This is a genomic window from Carnobacterium sp. ISL-102, from assembly GCF_018612935.1.
GTDB lineage: Bacteria > Bacillota > Bacilli > Lactobacillales > Carnobacteriaceae > Carnobacterium_B > Carnobacterium_B alterfunditum.
In genome coordinates this window covers 111327-128650 of record NZ_JAGGRF010000003.1, presented here as the reverse complement: position 1 = coordinate 128650, position 17324 = coordinate 111327, and the positions used below count along the sequence as shown (strand labels likewise).

The following is a 17324-nucleotide window of genomic DNA, read 5'->3' as shown; positions in this document are numbered from 1 at the left end:
TACGCTAGTGGTTTTTTCTAGTTAGTCCGTTCAAGGGTAATGATCAATAAATGGGGTTTATTGTTGATTCGAAAAGGGAATACGCTATTTCCGATTCCACGGCTGACGACTAGTTTTTTTGAGGGGTCTGACTCACTAGTGTAGATTCCGGTGGTGTATTTAGGAAACAAGCCTTGACCAGGGGCGTATAAAGGGCCGATAAGTGGAAGTCTTATTTGTCCGCCGTGGGCATGCCCGCTAAATATGATATCCGGCTGGATCAGTGGGTTGGAAGTAATATACTGCTCAAAGTATTCAGGATGATGAGCGAGCAGCAGAACAGGTGTATCATTACTTGCAGCATCCACTATGGGTACTTCATCAGGATAGCTTTCATCACTAACACCGGCTAAAGCAAGTTGAGTACCGTTAACCGCTAAGGTGAGCTGCTCATTATTTAATAGAACAATACCGCTATCGTTAATGTTATGTTCCCATTCTGTTAACTGTCCGCTGCTTGTTTCGTGATTCCCAGATACGGCATAGGTTGGTGCAATAGCGACTAATGAACGACCAAATTCCTCTAACGGTATCTTGCTTAAATCAGCCGTACGATCGATCAAATCTCCAGTCAAGAAAATGAAATCAGGTTGTGCTTGCTTGATGGCTGAAAGTAATGTCTCAATTGAAATACGATTTCGTTCGAAATGCGTATCAGATAGATGGACAATTTTTAATTGATCTAACTCTTGCGGTAAGTCATCTAATAGGATGGTTTGATGCTCGATATCTAATGAACGATTCTGTTGATAGCCATATAGGCAAAAGGGAATAGCTAGACCAATAAACAGAAGAAAAACAAGTATGATTTTTTTCATTTGATCTCCTTATTGAAAACTTTTTTTAAAGTATAGCATACTTTGAAAGAGTTCTTGCTCCTAACAATTTCATTTTAAAAGCTTTAATTGAAATAAATTAAGGTATAATGAGCATAAAAAGAGTGTAAAAATTGAAAAGGACTGATTTTTTATGGAGGCAACTAAAAGAAGAGACAGCATTGTTTCAATTTTATCACAGGAAAATAGACCGCTAAGTGCCAGGAAATTAGCGGCATTGCTAAGTGTGAGTCGGCAAATCATTGTAGGCGATGTAGCTTTATTAAGAGCGAGCGGTGTTGATGTCATAGCTACTCCAAAAGGATACGTATTAGAATCAGCATCTATGACAAATAAATTTGTCGGCCAACTAGCCAGTCACCACAGTGCAGCGGAAACAAAAACTGAATTGTATGCGGTAGTGGATAATGGGGGAGAAGTAGTAGATGTTATCGTTGAACATCCGATATATGGGGAGCTGAGAGGGCGGTTATCGATTTCTTCACGTTACGATGCAGATCGATTTATGGAAACGATAGAGAATAAACAAGCCAATTTACTATCTGAATTAACAGGTGGTGTTCATTTGCATACCATTGCATGTGCAGACAAAAAAACATTTGATCGTATCAAAAAAGAGCTTGATAGTTTAGGTCTATTGTACAAGAATTAAAAGGTGTCTTGACAACTTGCTGAAATCACCTATAATTAAATTTATCGATGTGTCTTGACACGTGTAAAGGTGTATTTAATGATAGGAGTTGTTGATATGAAAACGAATAAAGTTCATAAATTGACTATAGCAGCGTTATTAGTAGCTATAGGTATTTTGATTCCCATGATCTCACCGGTCAAATTAATCCTAGAGCCAGCTTCTTTCACATTAGCTAGCCATGTTGCTATTTTTATCGCTATGTTTATCTCGCCGATGGTTGCGATAACCGTAGCTTTGGGAACAGCTGTAGGTTTTCTGCTGGGAGGATTTCCAATTATCATCACATTAAGAGCTTTGACTCATGTCATTTTTGCAGGGTTAGGATCTTATATCCTGCTTAAAAAGCCTGATATTCTTCAATCCAGCATTAAAACACAATTCTATTCTTTTTTTATTGGTGTGTTGCATGCCGTTTCTGAGGTGGCTGTCGTTTCTGTTTTTTATTTTGGTGGAGAAATGACAACGGCTTATTATACGCAAGGATTCTTGCAATCTGTTTTCTTATTAGTCGGAGCAGGCACGATCATTCATAGCATGATCGATTTCATTCTAGCTCATGCTGTCTGGAAAGCGCTGATGAGTCGTAACTCATTTGCTGCAACTGTGGCTAAAATAAAATGAATTGTTCTTGAGAACCCAGTATTTTTAAAATCCTATCAGGTTTTTAAAAATACTGGGTTTTTTCGTTAGTCTCTAAATAAGGCAGTACATAAATTTAAATGCGAAATCAAACGTGTAACAATAAAATAATCAAATCGTATTTTTGTATCGATAAGGTTTATGCCGGTGGTTTTAATTATAATAAATTGTTTATGTTATTCATTTTAAAAAATTGTTTTTTTTCACAGAATGTGCTATTATGAAAAATGTATAGTTCTGTCTGATAATAGATTTAGAGAATAAAGTCGCACTTGTTTATGAGTGCGGCTTTTAGAGACTGGATAGTCTTTCTGACAGAACCTAACGTTCTTTATTTTTTACTAAGAGGTGAACAGCTTGGCAATGATGATTCCAGAAGAAACTGTCAATAAAATACGGCAAGAAACCAATATAGTGGATGTTGTCAGTCAGTATGTTCAATTAAAAAAGAAAGGTAAAAATCTTTTTGGCTTTTGTCCTTTTCATGAAGAACGAACTCCTTCATTTTCGGTAACAGAAGAAAAACAAATTTTTCACTGTTTTAGTTGTGGACGTGGCGGTAATGTGTTTACTTTTTTAATGGAAGTCGATGGATTAACTTTTCCAGAAGCGGTCATTAAAACAGCTGAACTGGGTCAATTTCAACTAGATGATTCCTTAGTACACGATCACGACCATAAAAATAAAACGAACGACTCAACAAAAGAAAAACTGATTCGTATCCATGAAGAAAGTGCTGAATTATTTCATCATATTCTGTTGAATACAAAAATCGGAGAAGATGCTTTAGAGTATTTAACTCAAAGAGGATTGACTCGAGATATAATTGATACATTTAATATTGGGTTTGCTCCGCGAGAACGAACTATGCTGCAACAATATTTACTTGGGAAAAATAGTGAGCAAGAATTGTTGAAAAAAACGGGTCTATTTGTGGAAAAAGATAATGGAGATCTGCTTGACCGATTTTACAATCGAATCATATTTCCTATTCGAAACCAGCAAGGGAAGACCGTTGCTTTTTCGGGACGTATTTTTCAGCAAGAAGCTGATGAGGGCGCACCTAAATATTTAAATAGTCCTGAAACCCAGCTATTTAATAAACGAACGGTTCTGTTTAATTTTGATCTTGCACGTCCATCCATAAGACGAGAAAAAGAAGTTATATTATTTGAAGGTTTTATGGATGTTATAGCAGCTTGGAAAGCCGGGGTAACCAATGGAGTTGCTTCAATGGGAACCAGCCTTACGAACGAGCAAATCCATTTGATCGATCGAGTAACGGATCATGTATTGATTGCATATGATGGAGATCCGGCAGGAATTGAGGCGACCAAGAGAGCCAGTGATCTTTTAGCAGCAGAGACTAATTTTGATATCGATATTATTCGTTTCTCTGAAGGTATGGATCCAGATGAGCACATTAAAAAAAATGGGGCTGGTGCTTTCAATGAATTGATTGCTCATGGAAGAGAGACGCTTTTTGGCTTCAAAATGGCTTATTACCGTAAATCGCTCAATCTATCAAATGAGAGTGAACGCTTAGGGTACATTGAGAAAATATTAGCTGAACTGCTCTCGGTCACTTCGGCTGTTGAACGTGAACTTTACTTTAAACAATTAGCGAATGAATTCGAACTCTCTATTGATTCTTTAAAGGAACAGTTTCAGCAAAAATTTCATGATTCTCGTAATCAACGAACAAAAGAAAAACAACAACAAACGTATCCAAAGCAGACTGTTGAAGTGAATTATCCTCAAGTACACATGCAAAAAAGAAAACCAGATAACATTGAATATGCAGAGCGTTTATTATTAAATCGCTTGTTTCATTTTGAAGAAGCCTGGATAATCGTTAAAGATGGTTCAGCTGATTTTCATTTTGTGCACGATGAATACCAAATGTTGTTTATTTTATATGAAAGTTTCCGAGAGCATACAGATAATGAAGGGCCTATTGATGCGTTTATTGACTTTGTAAAAGAATCAGAATTGAAAAATCTGATTGTTGAAATTGAGCTTTTGTCAATAAGTGATGAAATCTCTGCAAGAGAAGTAGAAGATTACCTGGATATGATTTCGAGGAAATCGGTTCTTCAAATGCGTTTGAAAGAAAAACAAGAAGCCCTGACAGAAGCATCTAGGCGAGGCGATAAAGAGCAGCTTCGTGTATTAATGATTGAAGTAGTCGATCTATCTCGTTTATTAAAAAATAAATAAGTGAAATCCTGGTAACAAGTGTTAGTAATTTTAAAAGAGGAGGCTTTTTAATGGCTGAAAAAAAAATAACAACAAAAAAAGCGTATGATAACGAAGTCAAGAGTTTTATCAAAGAGCACAAGATAGTAGGGACCGTTCATTACGATGAATTAACAAATAAAATAGCAACTCCTTTTTCTTTAAATGCTGAAAAAATGGATGCACTGATCCAAACAGTTGAAGATGCAGGTGTTGGAGTGGTTGGAGACGATGGTGGCCCAACAGCTCGACAACTAAAAATCAAAGAAATGAAAGCAGAAAAAGACGCAGAAAAACCAGAAGACTTAACAGCTCCTCCCGGAGTAAAAATCAATGATCCCGTCAGAATGTATTTAAAAGAAATCGGGCGAGTGAATTTATTGACTGCAGCTCAAGAAGTGGAATTGGCTATAAAAATCGAAGAAGGCGATCAAGAAGCACGCCAACGTCTTGCAGAAGCTAACTTACGTTTAGTTGTAAGTATTGCCAAACGCTATGTTGGACGTGGGATGCAGTTCTTAGATCTGATCCAAGAAGGAAACATGGGATTGATGAAAGCTGTTGAAAAATTCGATTACAAAAAAGGCTTTAAATTCTCTACGTATGCTACTTGGTGGATCCGTCAAGCTATTACGCGTGCTATTGCCGACCAAGCTCGCACCATTCGTATCCCAGTACACATGGTTGAAACAATCAATAAGTTGATCCGTATCCAACGTCAATTATTACAAGATCTAGGACGCGAACCTACACCAGAGGAAATCGGAGCAGAAATGGATCTGCCAACTGAAAAAGTTCGTGAGATCCTAAAAATTGCTCAAGAACCGGTTTCTCTAGAAACTCCGATCGGGGAAGAAGACGATTCTCATTTAGGCGACTTTATCGAGGATCACGATGCAACTAGTCCAGCAGAAAACGCTGCTTATGAATTGTTAAAAGAACAATTAGAAGATGTACTAGATACACTGACAGACCGTGAAGAAAATGTATTGCGTTTACGTTTTGGTCTTGATGATGGGCGTAACCGTACGCTTGAAGATGTCGGCAAAGTATTTGGCGTTACGCGCGAGCGTATTCGTCAAATTGAAGCTAAAGCACTTCGCAAATTGCGTCACCCAAGTCGTTCAAAACAATTAAAAGACTTTTTAGAATAACAAAATAAAATGGTCGTCCAAAATGAGCGTTACTTGGGCGATCTTCTTTCGTTTATAGAGATAATTATGAACGATAGATAAAAAAACTGGTATAATAGTAAACGATGTAAAAATGAAGGGATGAATGACATGTTATCATTTGAAGAAAAAAAGGCTATCTTTGATAGTTATGAAGAACTGACTGCAACAAAAGTATCGATGAACCGATTGAATTACCATTTTAAAGATAGTGCAGTACCTAAGACAATGGCCGTACGTTTCCTACACCCGAATGGAAACGCGTTGATTTATGCAGGCTATTTGCCTAAAGAAGAAACAGATAAAGGGTACATTTCTGTTAGAGACGAAACGGAAGAAACTATCCGTTCATTAGTGGATCAAGCAATTGCTCATTTAAAGAAAACCGCTGATGGCTATGAAGAAGGCTACACTGAACTATGGTTCGACAATAAAGGCGATATCTTAAAGTTAGTCTATGATAATCCTACATGGCTTGTAGCATTGCCAAATGATCAAGTTGAAGGAGTTTTTCATTCTAAAGATGCCGCAGAAGGTTACTTGATGGATGAAGAGTTCTTCGAAGGATAAGCAATTTATTAAAAGAAAGAAGTGATAAGTATGGATGAAAGTCAATTATCGCTACGTTTAAGCAGAGCTGCGTCTTATGTTGAACCGGGTGATCATTTAGCAGATATCGGTTCTGACCACGCTTATTTGCCTTGTGCTTTAGCAAGTAAGGAAAAAGTTGCTTTCGCTATAGCGGGGGAAATTGTTGAAGGCCCATTTCAAGCGGCACAAAATCAAGTGAAACGTTTAGGGTTAACAGAAAAAATCAGTGTTCGTTTAGGTGATGGATTAGAAGTTATTTCTAAAGAAGATGAAATAACGGCTATTACCATATGTGGTATGGGCGGTTTATTGATTGCGGCTATTTTAGATAGTGGGCTTAAAAAAGGCCATCTGACTGGTAAAGAACGTTTGATTTTACAGCCGAATATAGGCGAAAAAACGTTACGCGAATGGTTAGTTGCACATTGTTATACCGTTACGGCTGAAGAACTTATTGAAGAAAATGATAAAATTTATGAATTGATGGTCGCAGTAAAAGATCCATCAAAAAAACCAACGGCCACAGCGACTCAGTTGACGTTTGGTTTTTATTTGAAAGATGAAAACTCTGCTATTTTTAAAAAGAAGTGGCAAAAAGAACTTGAAAAAAATCAGCGCATTCTTGACAGCTTAACAAAATCAAGTACAGACCAAACCGCTAAAAGTATACAATTTCAAGCAGAGATCCAAGAAATAGAAGGGGTGCTGAAATGACTGAGACTTATGGAAGTGAGTTTATCCAAAAATTTGAATCATTTGCTCCAAAACAATTGGCTGAAGCTGGGGATCCGGTTGGGCTAGCAGTAGGAACCTTGAATAAACCTATCAAGAAAATGATGGTCACGTTAGACATTCGTCCTGAAGTAGTGCAAGAAGCAATCGAAAAAGAGGTTGATTTTATTTTTGCTCATCACCCGCCTATTTTTCGTCCAATCAAAAATCTAGCTACAGACAATGCACAAATCAACATGTACGCTGATTTGTTGAAGCATGATATAACCGTTTATGCGGCTCATACGAATTTGGACGTGGCTACTAATGGTATGAATACGTGGCTAGCAGATGCGTTAGCATTAAAAAAGACTGAAATTATGCATGTAACGAAGCAATTTTCTTATAAAAAAATTGCGGTATTTGTTCCTAGAGAAAATGAGGCAGAAGTTCGAAAAGCTTTAACAGATGCAGGAGCAGGTCAAATAGGTCCCAATTATAAGGATTGCACGTATACCTTTGAAGGTGTTGGACGGTTTACACCGATCAATCAGGCCAATCCTAAAATAGGAGAACTTGACCAACCTGAGCGTGTAGCTGAGGCTCGAATTGAAGTCGTTTTTCCAGAACAATTAACGCAAACGATTGAAAAAGCTTTATTTGAAGCTCACCCGTATGAAGAACCACCATACGATCTATATACCATTGAAAATTTTGTTGATGACTATGGTTTGGGAAGAGTGGGGAATTTAGCTGAACCTATTTCAGTTCATGACTTTGCTCAAAAAGTGAAAGATCTTTTCGGGGTATCAGGCTTACGTTATGTTACGTCGGATAAAGATAAACTGATCCAACGCGTAGCAGTATGCGGTGGAGATGCAGGGAAATACTACCCAGATGCGCTTAAAAAAAATGCAGATGTTTTTATCACTGGAGATGTTTATTACCATACGGCTCATGATATGTTAGCCGATGGATTAAGTGTGATCGATCCAGGTCATCACATTGAAAGTATCTGTAAACCGCGATTAGTTGACTTGTTTACAGAATGGAAAACAGAAGCCGAATGGGATTTTGACATCATTCAATCGGATTTGAATACGGATCCTTATAGCTTTATTTAAAAAAAAGATTTTTGAAAGGAAGATATCTGTTATGTATGAAAATCTTGTACCACGTTTTATTCGTTATGTAAAAACAGAGACCCGTTCTGATGAGAACAGCTCGACGATCCCTTCAACGCAAAGCCAAGTTGAATTTGCTAAAACGTTAATGGAAGAGCTAAAAGAAATCGGACTAAGCGATATCGCTTATAATAAAAGCAATGGCTACGTGACGGCTACTTTGCCAAGTAATACAGCTAAAAAAGTACCGACTGTCGGCTTTATAGCTCATTTAGATACGGCTGACTTCAATGTGGAAAATGTGAACCCGCAATTCCATGAACAATACAATGGAGAAGCAATTGTCTTAAATGAAGAACAACAAGTTGTTTTAGATCCGAAAGATTTTCCTAATTTAAAAAATTATATTGGTCAAACATTGATCACGACCGATGGAACGACTTTATTAGGAGCTGATGATAAAGCTGGGATCGCTGAAATCATGACGGCTATGGAAATATTGATCAATGATGATTCTATTGAACATGGCGATATTCGTGTTGGTTTTGGTCCAGATGAAGAGATTGGTATCGGAGCAGATCGTTTTGATGTTCCTGGATTCAATGCGACATTTGCTTACACCATGGATGGCGGTCCAGTTGGCGAATTAGAATTCGAGAGTTTTAATGCAGCAGCAGCTGTGGTTAAGATCCAAGGCAAAAATGTTCACCCAGGCACAGCTAAAAATACGATGGTAAATGCTGCGAAAATCGGAATGGCTTTTGATGCCTTATTGCCTCAAGATGAAGTGCCGGAGAAAACAGAAGGTCGTGAAGGATTCTATCATTTAGTGGGAATCACTGGTGAAGTTGATGAAGCAACATTAACGTATATTATCCGAGACCATGATCGCAAAAAATTTGAAGCCCGTAAAGCCTTTATGTTAGAACAAGCGGCTAAATTAAATGAGGCTTATGGAAGCGAACGCGTCACGATCGAATTAAATGATTCTTACTACAATATGGGTGAGATCATTGAAAAAGATATGACCGTAGTCGATATTGCTGAAGAAGCAATGAATAATTTAGCTATCAAACCAATTATTGAACCGATTCGCGGTGGAACAGACGGCTCTAAAATTTCCTTTATGGGGCTGCCAACACCGAATATTTTTGCCGGTGGAGAGAACTTTCATGGCCGTTATGAATTTGTAGCAGTTGAAAGTATGGAAAAAGCTACAGCTGTTATTGTTGAAATTGCGCGTCTAAATGCTGTCAAAGGAGTTTAATGAATGACTATAGTAGCTGCTTACCTTCTTTTATGCAATAGTCTTTTGTTTCTGCTGATGGGCATAGATAAACGAAAAGCGGTCAAGAGACAATGGAGAATTCCTGAAAAGACACTTTTAGGTTTAGGTCTTGTTGGCGGCGGTTTTGGCGGCATCTTAAGTATGCATTTATTTCGCCATAAAACGACCAAAGGATCTTTTAAAGCAATCTTTGCTCTGGGAACAGCCGTTGCTATTTTCTTATTCGTCTATTTTTTATAATTTCATGAAATAAAATAAAAAGACCTATACAATTTTCATTTCGTATAGGTCTTATTTTTTTGCGTATGTTAAAATAAAAGGGACAGAAGTTGAATGAGAGGATGTGTGAAACACTATGGGGTTGCAATTTGTTTTAGGCCGCGCGAATCGTGATAAACGTTCGGTCCTGCTCGATGAGATAGCAGAAATTCTGACGAAAAATACAAAAGAGTCTATTTTTTATTTAGTGCCAGACCATATTAAATTTCAAGCTGAAATGACAACGCTAGAAAAGCTAAGTGACTATCCTTATTTTAAAAAGAAACTGATGATGGGCATGATGCATTTACAAGTATTCAGTTTTACACGATTAGCTTGGTACTGGTTAAAAGATACGGATATTTATGCTAAGCCACAGTTAACAACGACTGGATTATCAATGCTGATCCGTAAATTATTGATCGAACATGAAGAAGAATTGACTATTTACCGTGGCGAAGTTAGGAAAGATGGCTTTGTTCAACAAATGACTGATTTATTTTTAGAATTGCGCAGCGGACGTATCTCTCAAGTCGATTTAGATCAAATGATCATTAATTTAGGGAATTCACCTAAAGAAGCCGATTTTAAATTGAAATTGCGCGATCTATCTTTGATCTATCAAGCATTTGACGCAGCTTTACTGAATAAATATATCGAGTCAGAAGACATTGTGTCTGCATTGATCCAAAAAGTAGGCGAATTAGATTTATCTGGTACGACGATTTTTATTGAGAGTTATTATCAATTTACTGCTCAAGAACAAGCACTCATCCTGGCGTTGATGAAAGCCGCTAAAAAAGTGACCATTGCACTGACTGCAGACAAAGGCTATGCCGTTGAAAAACCGGAAATGCATAATCTGTTTCAAACATCCGGTACGACTTACTATAAATTGTATCAATTGGCTCGCCAAAATGATGTGCCTGTTTATAAAGATAAAATCATCCAAGAAATAGATGCAGCTTATTGTGCTGAATTAAATCAACTGGAAGCGTTTTGGGTAGAGACAAGTCAACTCACTCCAGCAACACATAAGCCTTTATCTGATCCTGATGCAGTCGGAAATAGCGTTGAGATATGGGCAGCAGAAAATAAGCAAGCAGAAATAACGCATGTTGCGAAAGAGATTCGTAAACTGGTTGCCTCTGGCTATTATCGGTATAAAGATATTTTGGTCTTGACCCGTAATATGGATGATTATTTAGCCATCATAGAACCCTTATTTATTAGCCATAACATTGAGCTGTTTATTGACAGCGCAGAATTGATGAATCAACATCCGCTCATTGAAGTCCTAGATACATTAGTGAACATCTACAAACGCAATTGGCGCTATGCAGATGTGATGCGGCTGCTCAGGACAGAATTAGTGATTCCCATGACGGATGGGCAAGAACCGCTTGCAAAAGAACGGACGCAACGTGTGAGTCAGCATATCCAGCGCACACAAACATTCAGAGAACGAGTAGATATCACCGAAAATGTGCTGCTGGCCTATGGATACGAAGGTTACCACTGGACAAAAACTGAGCCTTGGCATTATACACGTTATTTTTATGAAGATGCAGCGTTCCAGTCAGATAATGACCAACGCATCGAACAAATTGCTAATTCTATCAAAACCGATCTTTCAGGGATACTGATTCCATTTTTTAAACGGTTAGAAAAAGCCAAAACGAGTAGAGAGGCTGCTAAAGAACTCTATTTATTTATGGAAACTATCGGTGTTAAAGACCAGATAGGCTTTTGGCGAGATCAAGCCATTGAAGACAATGATCTTGAAAAAGCACGCAAACATGAACAAACATGGCAAACTTTTTTGCAACTGTTAGATGAGTATGTTGAGGTATTAGGAGATGAGCCGTTCGAACTGGATAGTTTCCACGCTATTTTAATGACTGGATTTGATAACGCTACTTACAGCATGGTTCCGCCAAGTATTGATCAAGTGACATTTTCAGGAATTGAAGGCACCCGGATCGGAACTGCGAAAGTCACGTTCATGCTAGGTGTTACAGATGCTCATTTGCCAGCTAAAACCGAAAATAAAAGTATCTTGACTGAAGAAGACCGCGATTTATTTTCAGATTTCTTAGACGATACACAGTATTTAAAGCCAGCTGTTGAAGCCGTCATGGCCTCCGAACCATTTATTGCGTATCAAGCTTTCTTAGATTCTTCCGAAAAATTGATTTTTAGTTACCCGACAAGTGACGAAACAAAAAACGGTCCGAAATTATCACCCTATGTGGATCGGATAGCAAAAGCATTCCATCTGCCTATTCAAACGAAATTAATGGACATCACATCCTTAGAAAATCCAAGCGAAACAGAATTATTGCATTTTGTTGGAACGAAGAAAACGACCATCAGCCAGCTTTTGATGGTTTTACGCAAAGAGCAAGATCAAAAAGGGCAATTGAATGCATTTTGGCAAAATCTATATATTTTCTTTAAACAAGATAAACAAGTAGTCCGTGATTTTAATCACTTGCTTGTTAGTTTAGTTAAAAAAAATCTGGCGATGCCTCTAAAGAGTTCGATTGCGACAGAACTGTATGGCAAAGACTTGTATTTATCTGTTTCTCGACTAGAAGCTTTTTATGCAGATCATTATGGTCATTTCTTGACTTACGGGTTGAAACTAAAAGAACGAGATGTTTTTGAACTTTCACCAGCTGGTACGGGGGAATTCTTCCATGATGCACTGGATCAGTTATTTAAAACAATCATTCAAAAAAATCTGAGTTTCGATCAATTGAACGAAGAGTCTCTTGAGGAACTAACGGCAGAGGTCTTGACTGAACTCTATGGCAAGGCGAAATTCTCGATCCTAAATGCGTCTAATCGAATGAAATACATTCGTGATCAATTAGGCCAAACCATCAAAAAAATGGTGTGGGTCATCGGCAATCAAAGCCGACGCACAAATATGAAGAACATTCAGACCGAAGTATTATTTGGTCAAGTCGCGCTTCAAAAAGGCATTGAGGGATTATCCTTTCCACTCAATAATGGCGGTACTCTTTATCTGCGTGGCAAAATCGACCGAGTGGATGCTATGTCGCTCGGGGATGAGTATTACCTGAGTGTAGTAGATTACAAGTCAAGTGCGCATAAATTTAATTACCAGGATGCCTATTATGGATTAGCGATGCAGATGATCACATACTTGGATACGGCGCTTCAAAATGCAGTTGACTTAATCGGTCACGAAGCTAAACCCGCGGGTGCGTTTTACCTGCATGTATCCAACCCTTTTATGAAAAAAGGAACTTTTTTGGATGAGGATGCCTATATCAAAGAATTGTTGAAGTCTTATAAAATGGATGGATTGCTGCTTGAAGATGAAGAGATGCTTCTCTCGCTTGATCCAACGATCGAACCGACGACTGCTTCACTGGTGTATCCTTTTAATCAATTAAGAAGTGAAGCCTTAAAATCCAATAAATTTGTCACCCTAGACGAAATGACGGCTTTACGCCAACACAATAAAAAATTGATCATCGATGCCGGTAATAAGATAGTTGATGGCGTCACAACGCTGAATCCTTTTTATGAAAAAAGACAGTTTATTCCAACCGTTAACGGACCATTGCGCGCCGTTTCGCAATTTGATGCGATGTTGCCAGAAAATAATTACCGCCGGATGGATTCATTGAAAAGAGAAGATATTCTTAAGAAAATACAAGAAGAACAGGAGGGAAATGAAGAATGATGAACCCACTTCCGCTAAAACCTGAAAATAGTCAGTATACAGATGGACAATGGCAAGCTATCTATGAAGCAGGGCACAACATATTGGTATCTGCTTCGGCTGGTTCAGGAAAAACAACGGTTCTTGTCCAACGTGTGATCGAAAAAATAAAAGCTGGTACAAATGTTGATGAAATGCTGATTGTGACCTATACAGAAGCTGCTGCTAAGGAAATGAAAGCTCGAATCCAAGTTGCGATCCAAGAAGCGGTCACTTCGGAAAGCGATCTAGCATTAAAACGACACCTTACTAGACAAGTAACGTTAATCAACCAAGCGTCTATCAGCACGCTGCACGCTTTTTGTCTTCAAGTCATTCGCCGCTATTATTATTTGATTGATTTAGACCCGATTTTTCGTTTATTGACGGATGAAACAGAGATTCTTTTATTGAAAGAAAATGTTTGGGAAGAAGTACGAGAAGTGTTGTATGGCGAAGAAGACAGCTTATTTAAAGCTCTGACAGCCTCTTATTCAAATGATCGAAGCGATGCAGGCTTAACAGATTTGATTTTCTCGTTATATGAATTTTCAAGAGCCAATCCTAGACCAGCTGTCTGGTTGGAACAGTTGTCTTATTTGTATCGTGTTGAAGACAACAACTTAACAAATGGCGTTTTGTTCAAAGAACTGTTAAGACCACAAATAGTATCCGTATTAGATAGTCTGGTCGAACTTTCTCAAGTTGCAGCTCAACTAGGAGAAGGCAGCGAGGAACTAAAGAATCAAACAGAATTAGTTCGTAGCGAATGGCTGGCTTTACAAGAGATCCAAACACATATCAAAGAAAATAATTATCAAGCAGCATACGATGGCTGCAAAGTATTTGAATTTGCGCGTTGGAAGTCGGTCAAAAAAGGTACTGAGGAAGCGCTAAAAGAAACAGCCGAAGAAATGAAACATTTAAGAGATGAGTACAAGAAGCGATTCAAAGAATTAGCCAACGATTATTTTTCTGCTTCACCGCAAGAACAAATCGATCTTATGTTGAATGCAGCACCGCTGGTAGATGAAATGGCACGGGTCACGCAACTGTTCACAGATGCCTACCGTCAACGTAAAGATGAACGTAATGTATTAGATTTTAATGATTTAGAACATTTGACACTGCAGATCTTAGCTCAGATCCAAAACGAAGAGTGGGTCCCAACTGAAGCGGCTATGCACTACCGCGCTAAATTTAACGAAGTCATGGTTGATGAATACCAAGATATCAATCAACTCCAAGAAAATATTTTACGCTGGCTAGCGCATGACCAAACCGATCAGGGGAATTTGTTTATGGTAGGAGATGTCAAACAATCGATTTATTCGTTTCGGTTAGCTGATCCGGGATTATTTTTAAAAAAATATGAACAATATGGACACCATCAATCGGGTGAGCGCATTATATTAGCTGAGAATTTCCGTTCTAGAGGAGAAGTCTTGCAGTTTACTAATTTGATTTTTGAACAACTGATGGACAAAGTTGTCGGACAAATGGATTATGATCAAGCAGCTCAATTAGTCCAAGGATTTACGGGTTTTCCAGACTTGCAAAAGCATCAGCCGGAACTGTTGATTTATGAAAAAGGCACAAACGATAGTGAGGATGAGGAAGAAGAGACCGAATCGATCAATTGGGATATGCGCATTGAAGATAAGACTGAAGGCGAATTATTGATGGTCGGGCAAAAAATAAAAGAACTTATTCAAACTCAATTTCCGATCTATGACAAACGTTCCAAAATGACTCGGCCCATCAGTTACAAAGACATTGTCTTATTGACACCGACAAAAAAGAATAACTTGGTTTTAATGGAAATGTTTAAACGATTGGCTATTCCTCTTCAGGTAAATGATACGCAAAATTATTTTCAAACGACTGAGATCACGATCATGATGTCATTATTAAAAATTATCGATAATCCTTATCAAGATATTCCTTTAGCTGCAGTCTTGCGCTCACCGCTTGTGGGTTTAGATGAAAACGAATTAGCCGCTATTAGGATCAGCCAAAAAACGGGCGATTACTACGAGGCCCTAAGAACATTTTATCAGACCTACCCAGGCGTAGAGAAAAGCAGTCGCTTTACTTCAAATTTATACGATAAAGTCACTGTTTTCATGATTCGGTTAAACAAATGGCGAGAAATCGCTCGTCGTGACCACTTAGTTGCGCTTATTTGGACAATTTATGATGATACAGGCTTTTTAGACTATGTTGGAGGTATGAGTTCAGGAAAACAACGCAAAGCTAATCTGCATGCTTTATATGAGCGTGCAGCTAGTTACGAAAAAACAAGTTTTAAAGGGTTGTTCCAATTTGTCCGCTTTATTGAAAAAATGCAAGAAAAAGATAAAGATTTAGCAGAACCTACAGCTATATCGGAAGATGAAGATGCTGTTCGGGTCATGACGATCCATGCTAGCAAAGGCTTAGAGTTTCCAGTTGTCTTTGTCCTCGATTTAACGAAGAAATTTAATTTGCAGGATATCAAGAAAAGTTATGTTTTTAATGAAACATATGGTGTAGGGACAGACTATAAAGATTTAGATCGGCGTATTCGTTACCCATCTTTGCCAGAAACAGCCTTAAAAGTAGAAAAGAAAACAAAATTATTATCGGAGGAAATGCGGAAGTTATATGTTGCATTGACCCGAGCAGAAGAAAAGTTGTTTTTAGTGGGGTCTTATAAGGATGAAGAGGCCGCTTGGAAAGAGTGGGGTGTAGTCAGTTCTCATTCGCCAACAGTTTTACCAGCTGATATCCGGTTCACAGCTGGTAGTTTAATGAAATGGATCGGATTATCTTTGATCCGCCACCCTTCAAGCGAAAATGATGTCACTTCTTTCATCGCTCGAAATGGCGAGATCACAAACCATCCAGCTCGATTTGCGATCCATTTTTATGATGAAAGTGCGATCCAAGAACGAATGGTTTCAAAAGACACTGATTTAGATGAAAACTGGCTAGAAAAGTTAGATCAGTTGCAAGAAAAGACAACAGCAGATGGAACAACAAAAGAAACAGTTGAAAAAGCTTTAGCATTGATGAATTATACCTATGAACATGAAGGGGCTTCTCATACAACGAGTTATCAATCCGTTTCCGAAATCAAACGCTTATTTGAGGAACCCGAAAGCGATCAAATGGTGAAAATTGATATCAATCAACCAAGAAATCGAAACCGTTACGTTGAAGAAACGTTGGACCGACCTTTATTTATGGCAGAATTGACCGTTCCTTCGAGTGCCGAGATAGGAACGGCAACTCACTCAGTCATGCAAGCCGTTGATTTAAAAACAACGCCTACTAAAGAATCGATTGAAGTTTTGATCGCGACACTGATCAAAGATGGGGTTCTAAAAGAAGAAGTTGCTTCAAAAATCAAAGTAGGACAGTTGGTTCAGTTTTTTAATACACCATTAGGAAAAATGATTTTAGCGGATGCAAAAGATGTTCATCGTGAAGAACCTTTCTCACTTTTATTGGAAGCTGAAAAAATCTTTACCGATATGAATGGCGATGCTGAGGATAAAATTTTGATTCACGGAATTATTGACGGCTACATCGAATTGGAAGATCATATTGTTTTATTTGATTACAAAACAGATAGAGTGGATCATTATGGATCACAAGCAGGCCAAAATATGCTAGAGAAGTACAAAGGTCAAATGAATCTATACCGATCTGCATTGGAATCTATTTTAGATAAAAAAGTAACTGAAACCTATCTTTGCTTGCTGGATACAGGTGAGATCGTATCTGTTCCATAAAAAAAGGGGAGACTGGGGCATAACTAGTTGAGAATAAGAAAAAAGATCTGCTTATCAGTAAACTGATGAGCAGATTTTTTTTGTTCTATAATTTATTGATTGTTTAATAAATAGTGGTGGTATTTCAAAAAGAAATTTCTTCTGGAATAACGGTTTTGCTTGTGGAGAGCCATGGGAACGCCTGAAGCCTAAAGAGAAAGTTGTCATGGTTGTTGC

General features: G+C 38.1%; 12 protein-coding genes. 11 read left to right on the top strand and 1 reads right to left on the bottom strand.

What is annotated here, in order from left to right; genetic code table 11:
* Window positions 1-17: 17 nt before the first annotated feature.
* Window positions 18-857, bottom strand: coding sequence for a metallophosphoesterase (locus J7E16_RS02240; protein WP_214888236.1), 840 nt, complete (start codon window positions 855-857; stop codon window positions 18-20).
* A 151-nt stretch (window positions 858-1008) separates the two neighbouring features.
* Here J7E16_RS02240 and J7E16_RS02235 point away from each other — a divergent pair, with 151 nt between their 5' ends.
* The 11 genes from J7E16_RS02235 to addA all read left to right on the top strand — a co-directional run bounded on the left by J7E16_RS02235 (window position 1009) and on the right by addA (window position 17108).
* Window positions 1009-1527 carry a transcription repressor NadR gene (locus tag J7E16_RS02235; protein WP_214888233.1) on the top strand — a complete coding sequence of 173 codons (519 nt, stop codon included), beginning with the start codon at window positions 1009-1011 and terminating at the stop codon, window positions 1525-1527.
* 96 nt (window positions 1528-1623) lie between these two features.
* On the top strand, window positions 1624-2190 hold the full coding sequence (locus J7E16_RS02230; RefSeq protein ID WP_251006028.1) for a hypothetical protein: 567 nt from the start codon (window positions 1624-1626) through the stop codon (window positions 2188-2190).
* A gap of 381 nt (window positions 2191-2571) precedes the next feature.
* Entirely contained in the window at window positions 2572-4428 is a 1857-nt protein-coding gene (gene dnaG / locus J7E16_RS02225; protein WP_251006042.1) for a DNA primase, read from the top strand.
* Between the two features lie 50 nt (window positions 4429-4478).
* Entirely contained in the window at window positions 4479-5600 is a 1122-nt protein-coding gene (gene rpoD / locus J7E16_RS02220; protein WP_034548679.1) for an RNA polymerase sigma factor RpoD, read from the top strand.
* 129 nt (window positions 5601-5729) lie between these two features.
* A complete protein-coding gene (locus tag J7E16_RS02215; protein WP_034548680.1) occupies window positions 5730-6188 on the top strand; it encodes a hypothetical protein in 459 nt (152 codons plus the stop codon).
* 30 nt (window positions 6189-6218) lie between these two features.
* On the top strand, window positions 6219-6923 hold the full coding sequence (locus J7E16_RS02210) for a tRNA (adenine(22)-N(1))-methyltransferase (protein ID WP_214888225.1): 705 nt from the start codon (window positions 6219-6221) through the stop codon (window positions 6921-6923).
* Window positions 6920-8044: a Nif3-like dinuclear metal center hexameric protein gene (locus tag J7E16_RS02205; RefSeq protein ID WP_214888222.1), complete on the top strand. Its 1125-nt coding sequence runs from the start codon at window positions 6920-6922 to the stop codon at window positions 8042-8044. Before J7E16_RS02210 ends, J7E16_RS02205 begins: the two co-directional genes overlap by 4 nt.
* 31 nt (window positions 8045-8075) lie before the next feature.
* Window positions 8076-9311, top strand: coding sequence for a peptidase T (gene pepT / locus J7E16_RS02200; protein WP_214888217.1), 1236 nt, complete (start codon window positions 8076-8078; stop codon window positions 9309-9311).
* A 3-nt stretch (window positions 9312-9314) separates the two neighbouring features.
* A complete protein-coding gene (locus J7E16_RS02195) occupies window positions 9315-9572 on the top strand; it encodes a DUF1294 domain-containing protein (protein WP_214888213.1) in 258 nt (85 codons plus the stop codon).
* Between the two features lie 115 nt (window positions 9573-9687).
* Complete coding sequence (locus J7E16_RS02190) at window positions 9688-13311, top strand: PD-(D/E)XK nuclease family protein (RefSeq protein ID WP_214888210.1); 3624 nt, start codon at window positions 9688-9690, stop codon at window positions 13309-13311.
* A complete protein-coding gene (gene addA / locus J7E16_RS02185; RefSeq protein ID WP_214888207.1) occupies window positions 13308-17108 on the top strand; it encodes a helicase-exonuclease AddAB subunit AddA in 3801 nt (1266 codons plus the stop codon). The genes J7E16_RS02190 and addA overlap by 4 nt, the downstream gene beginning before the upstream one ends.
* The last annotated feature ends 216 nt before the right edge of the window (window positions 17109-17324 follow it).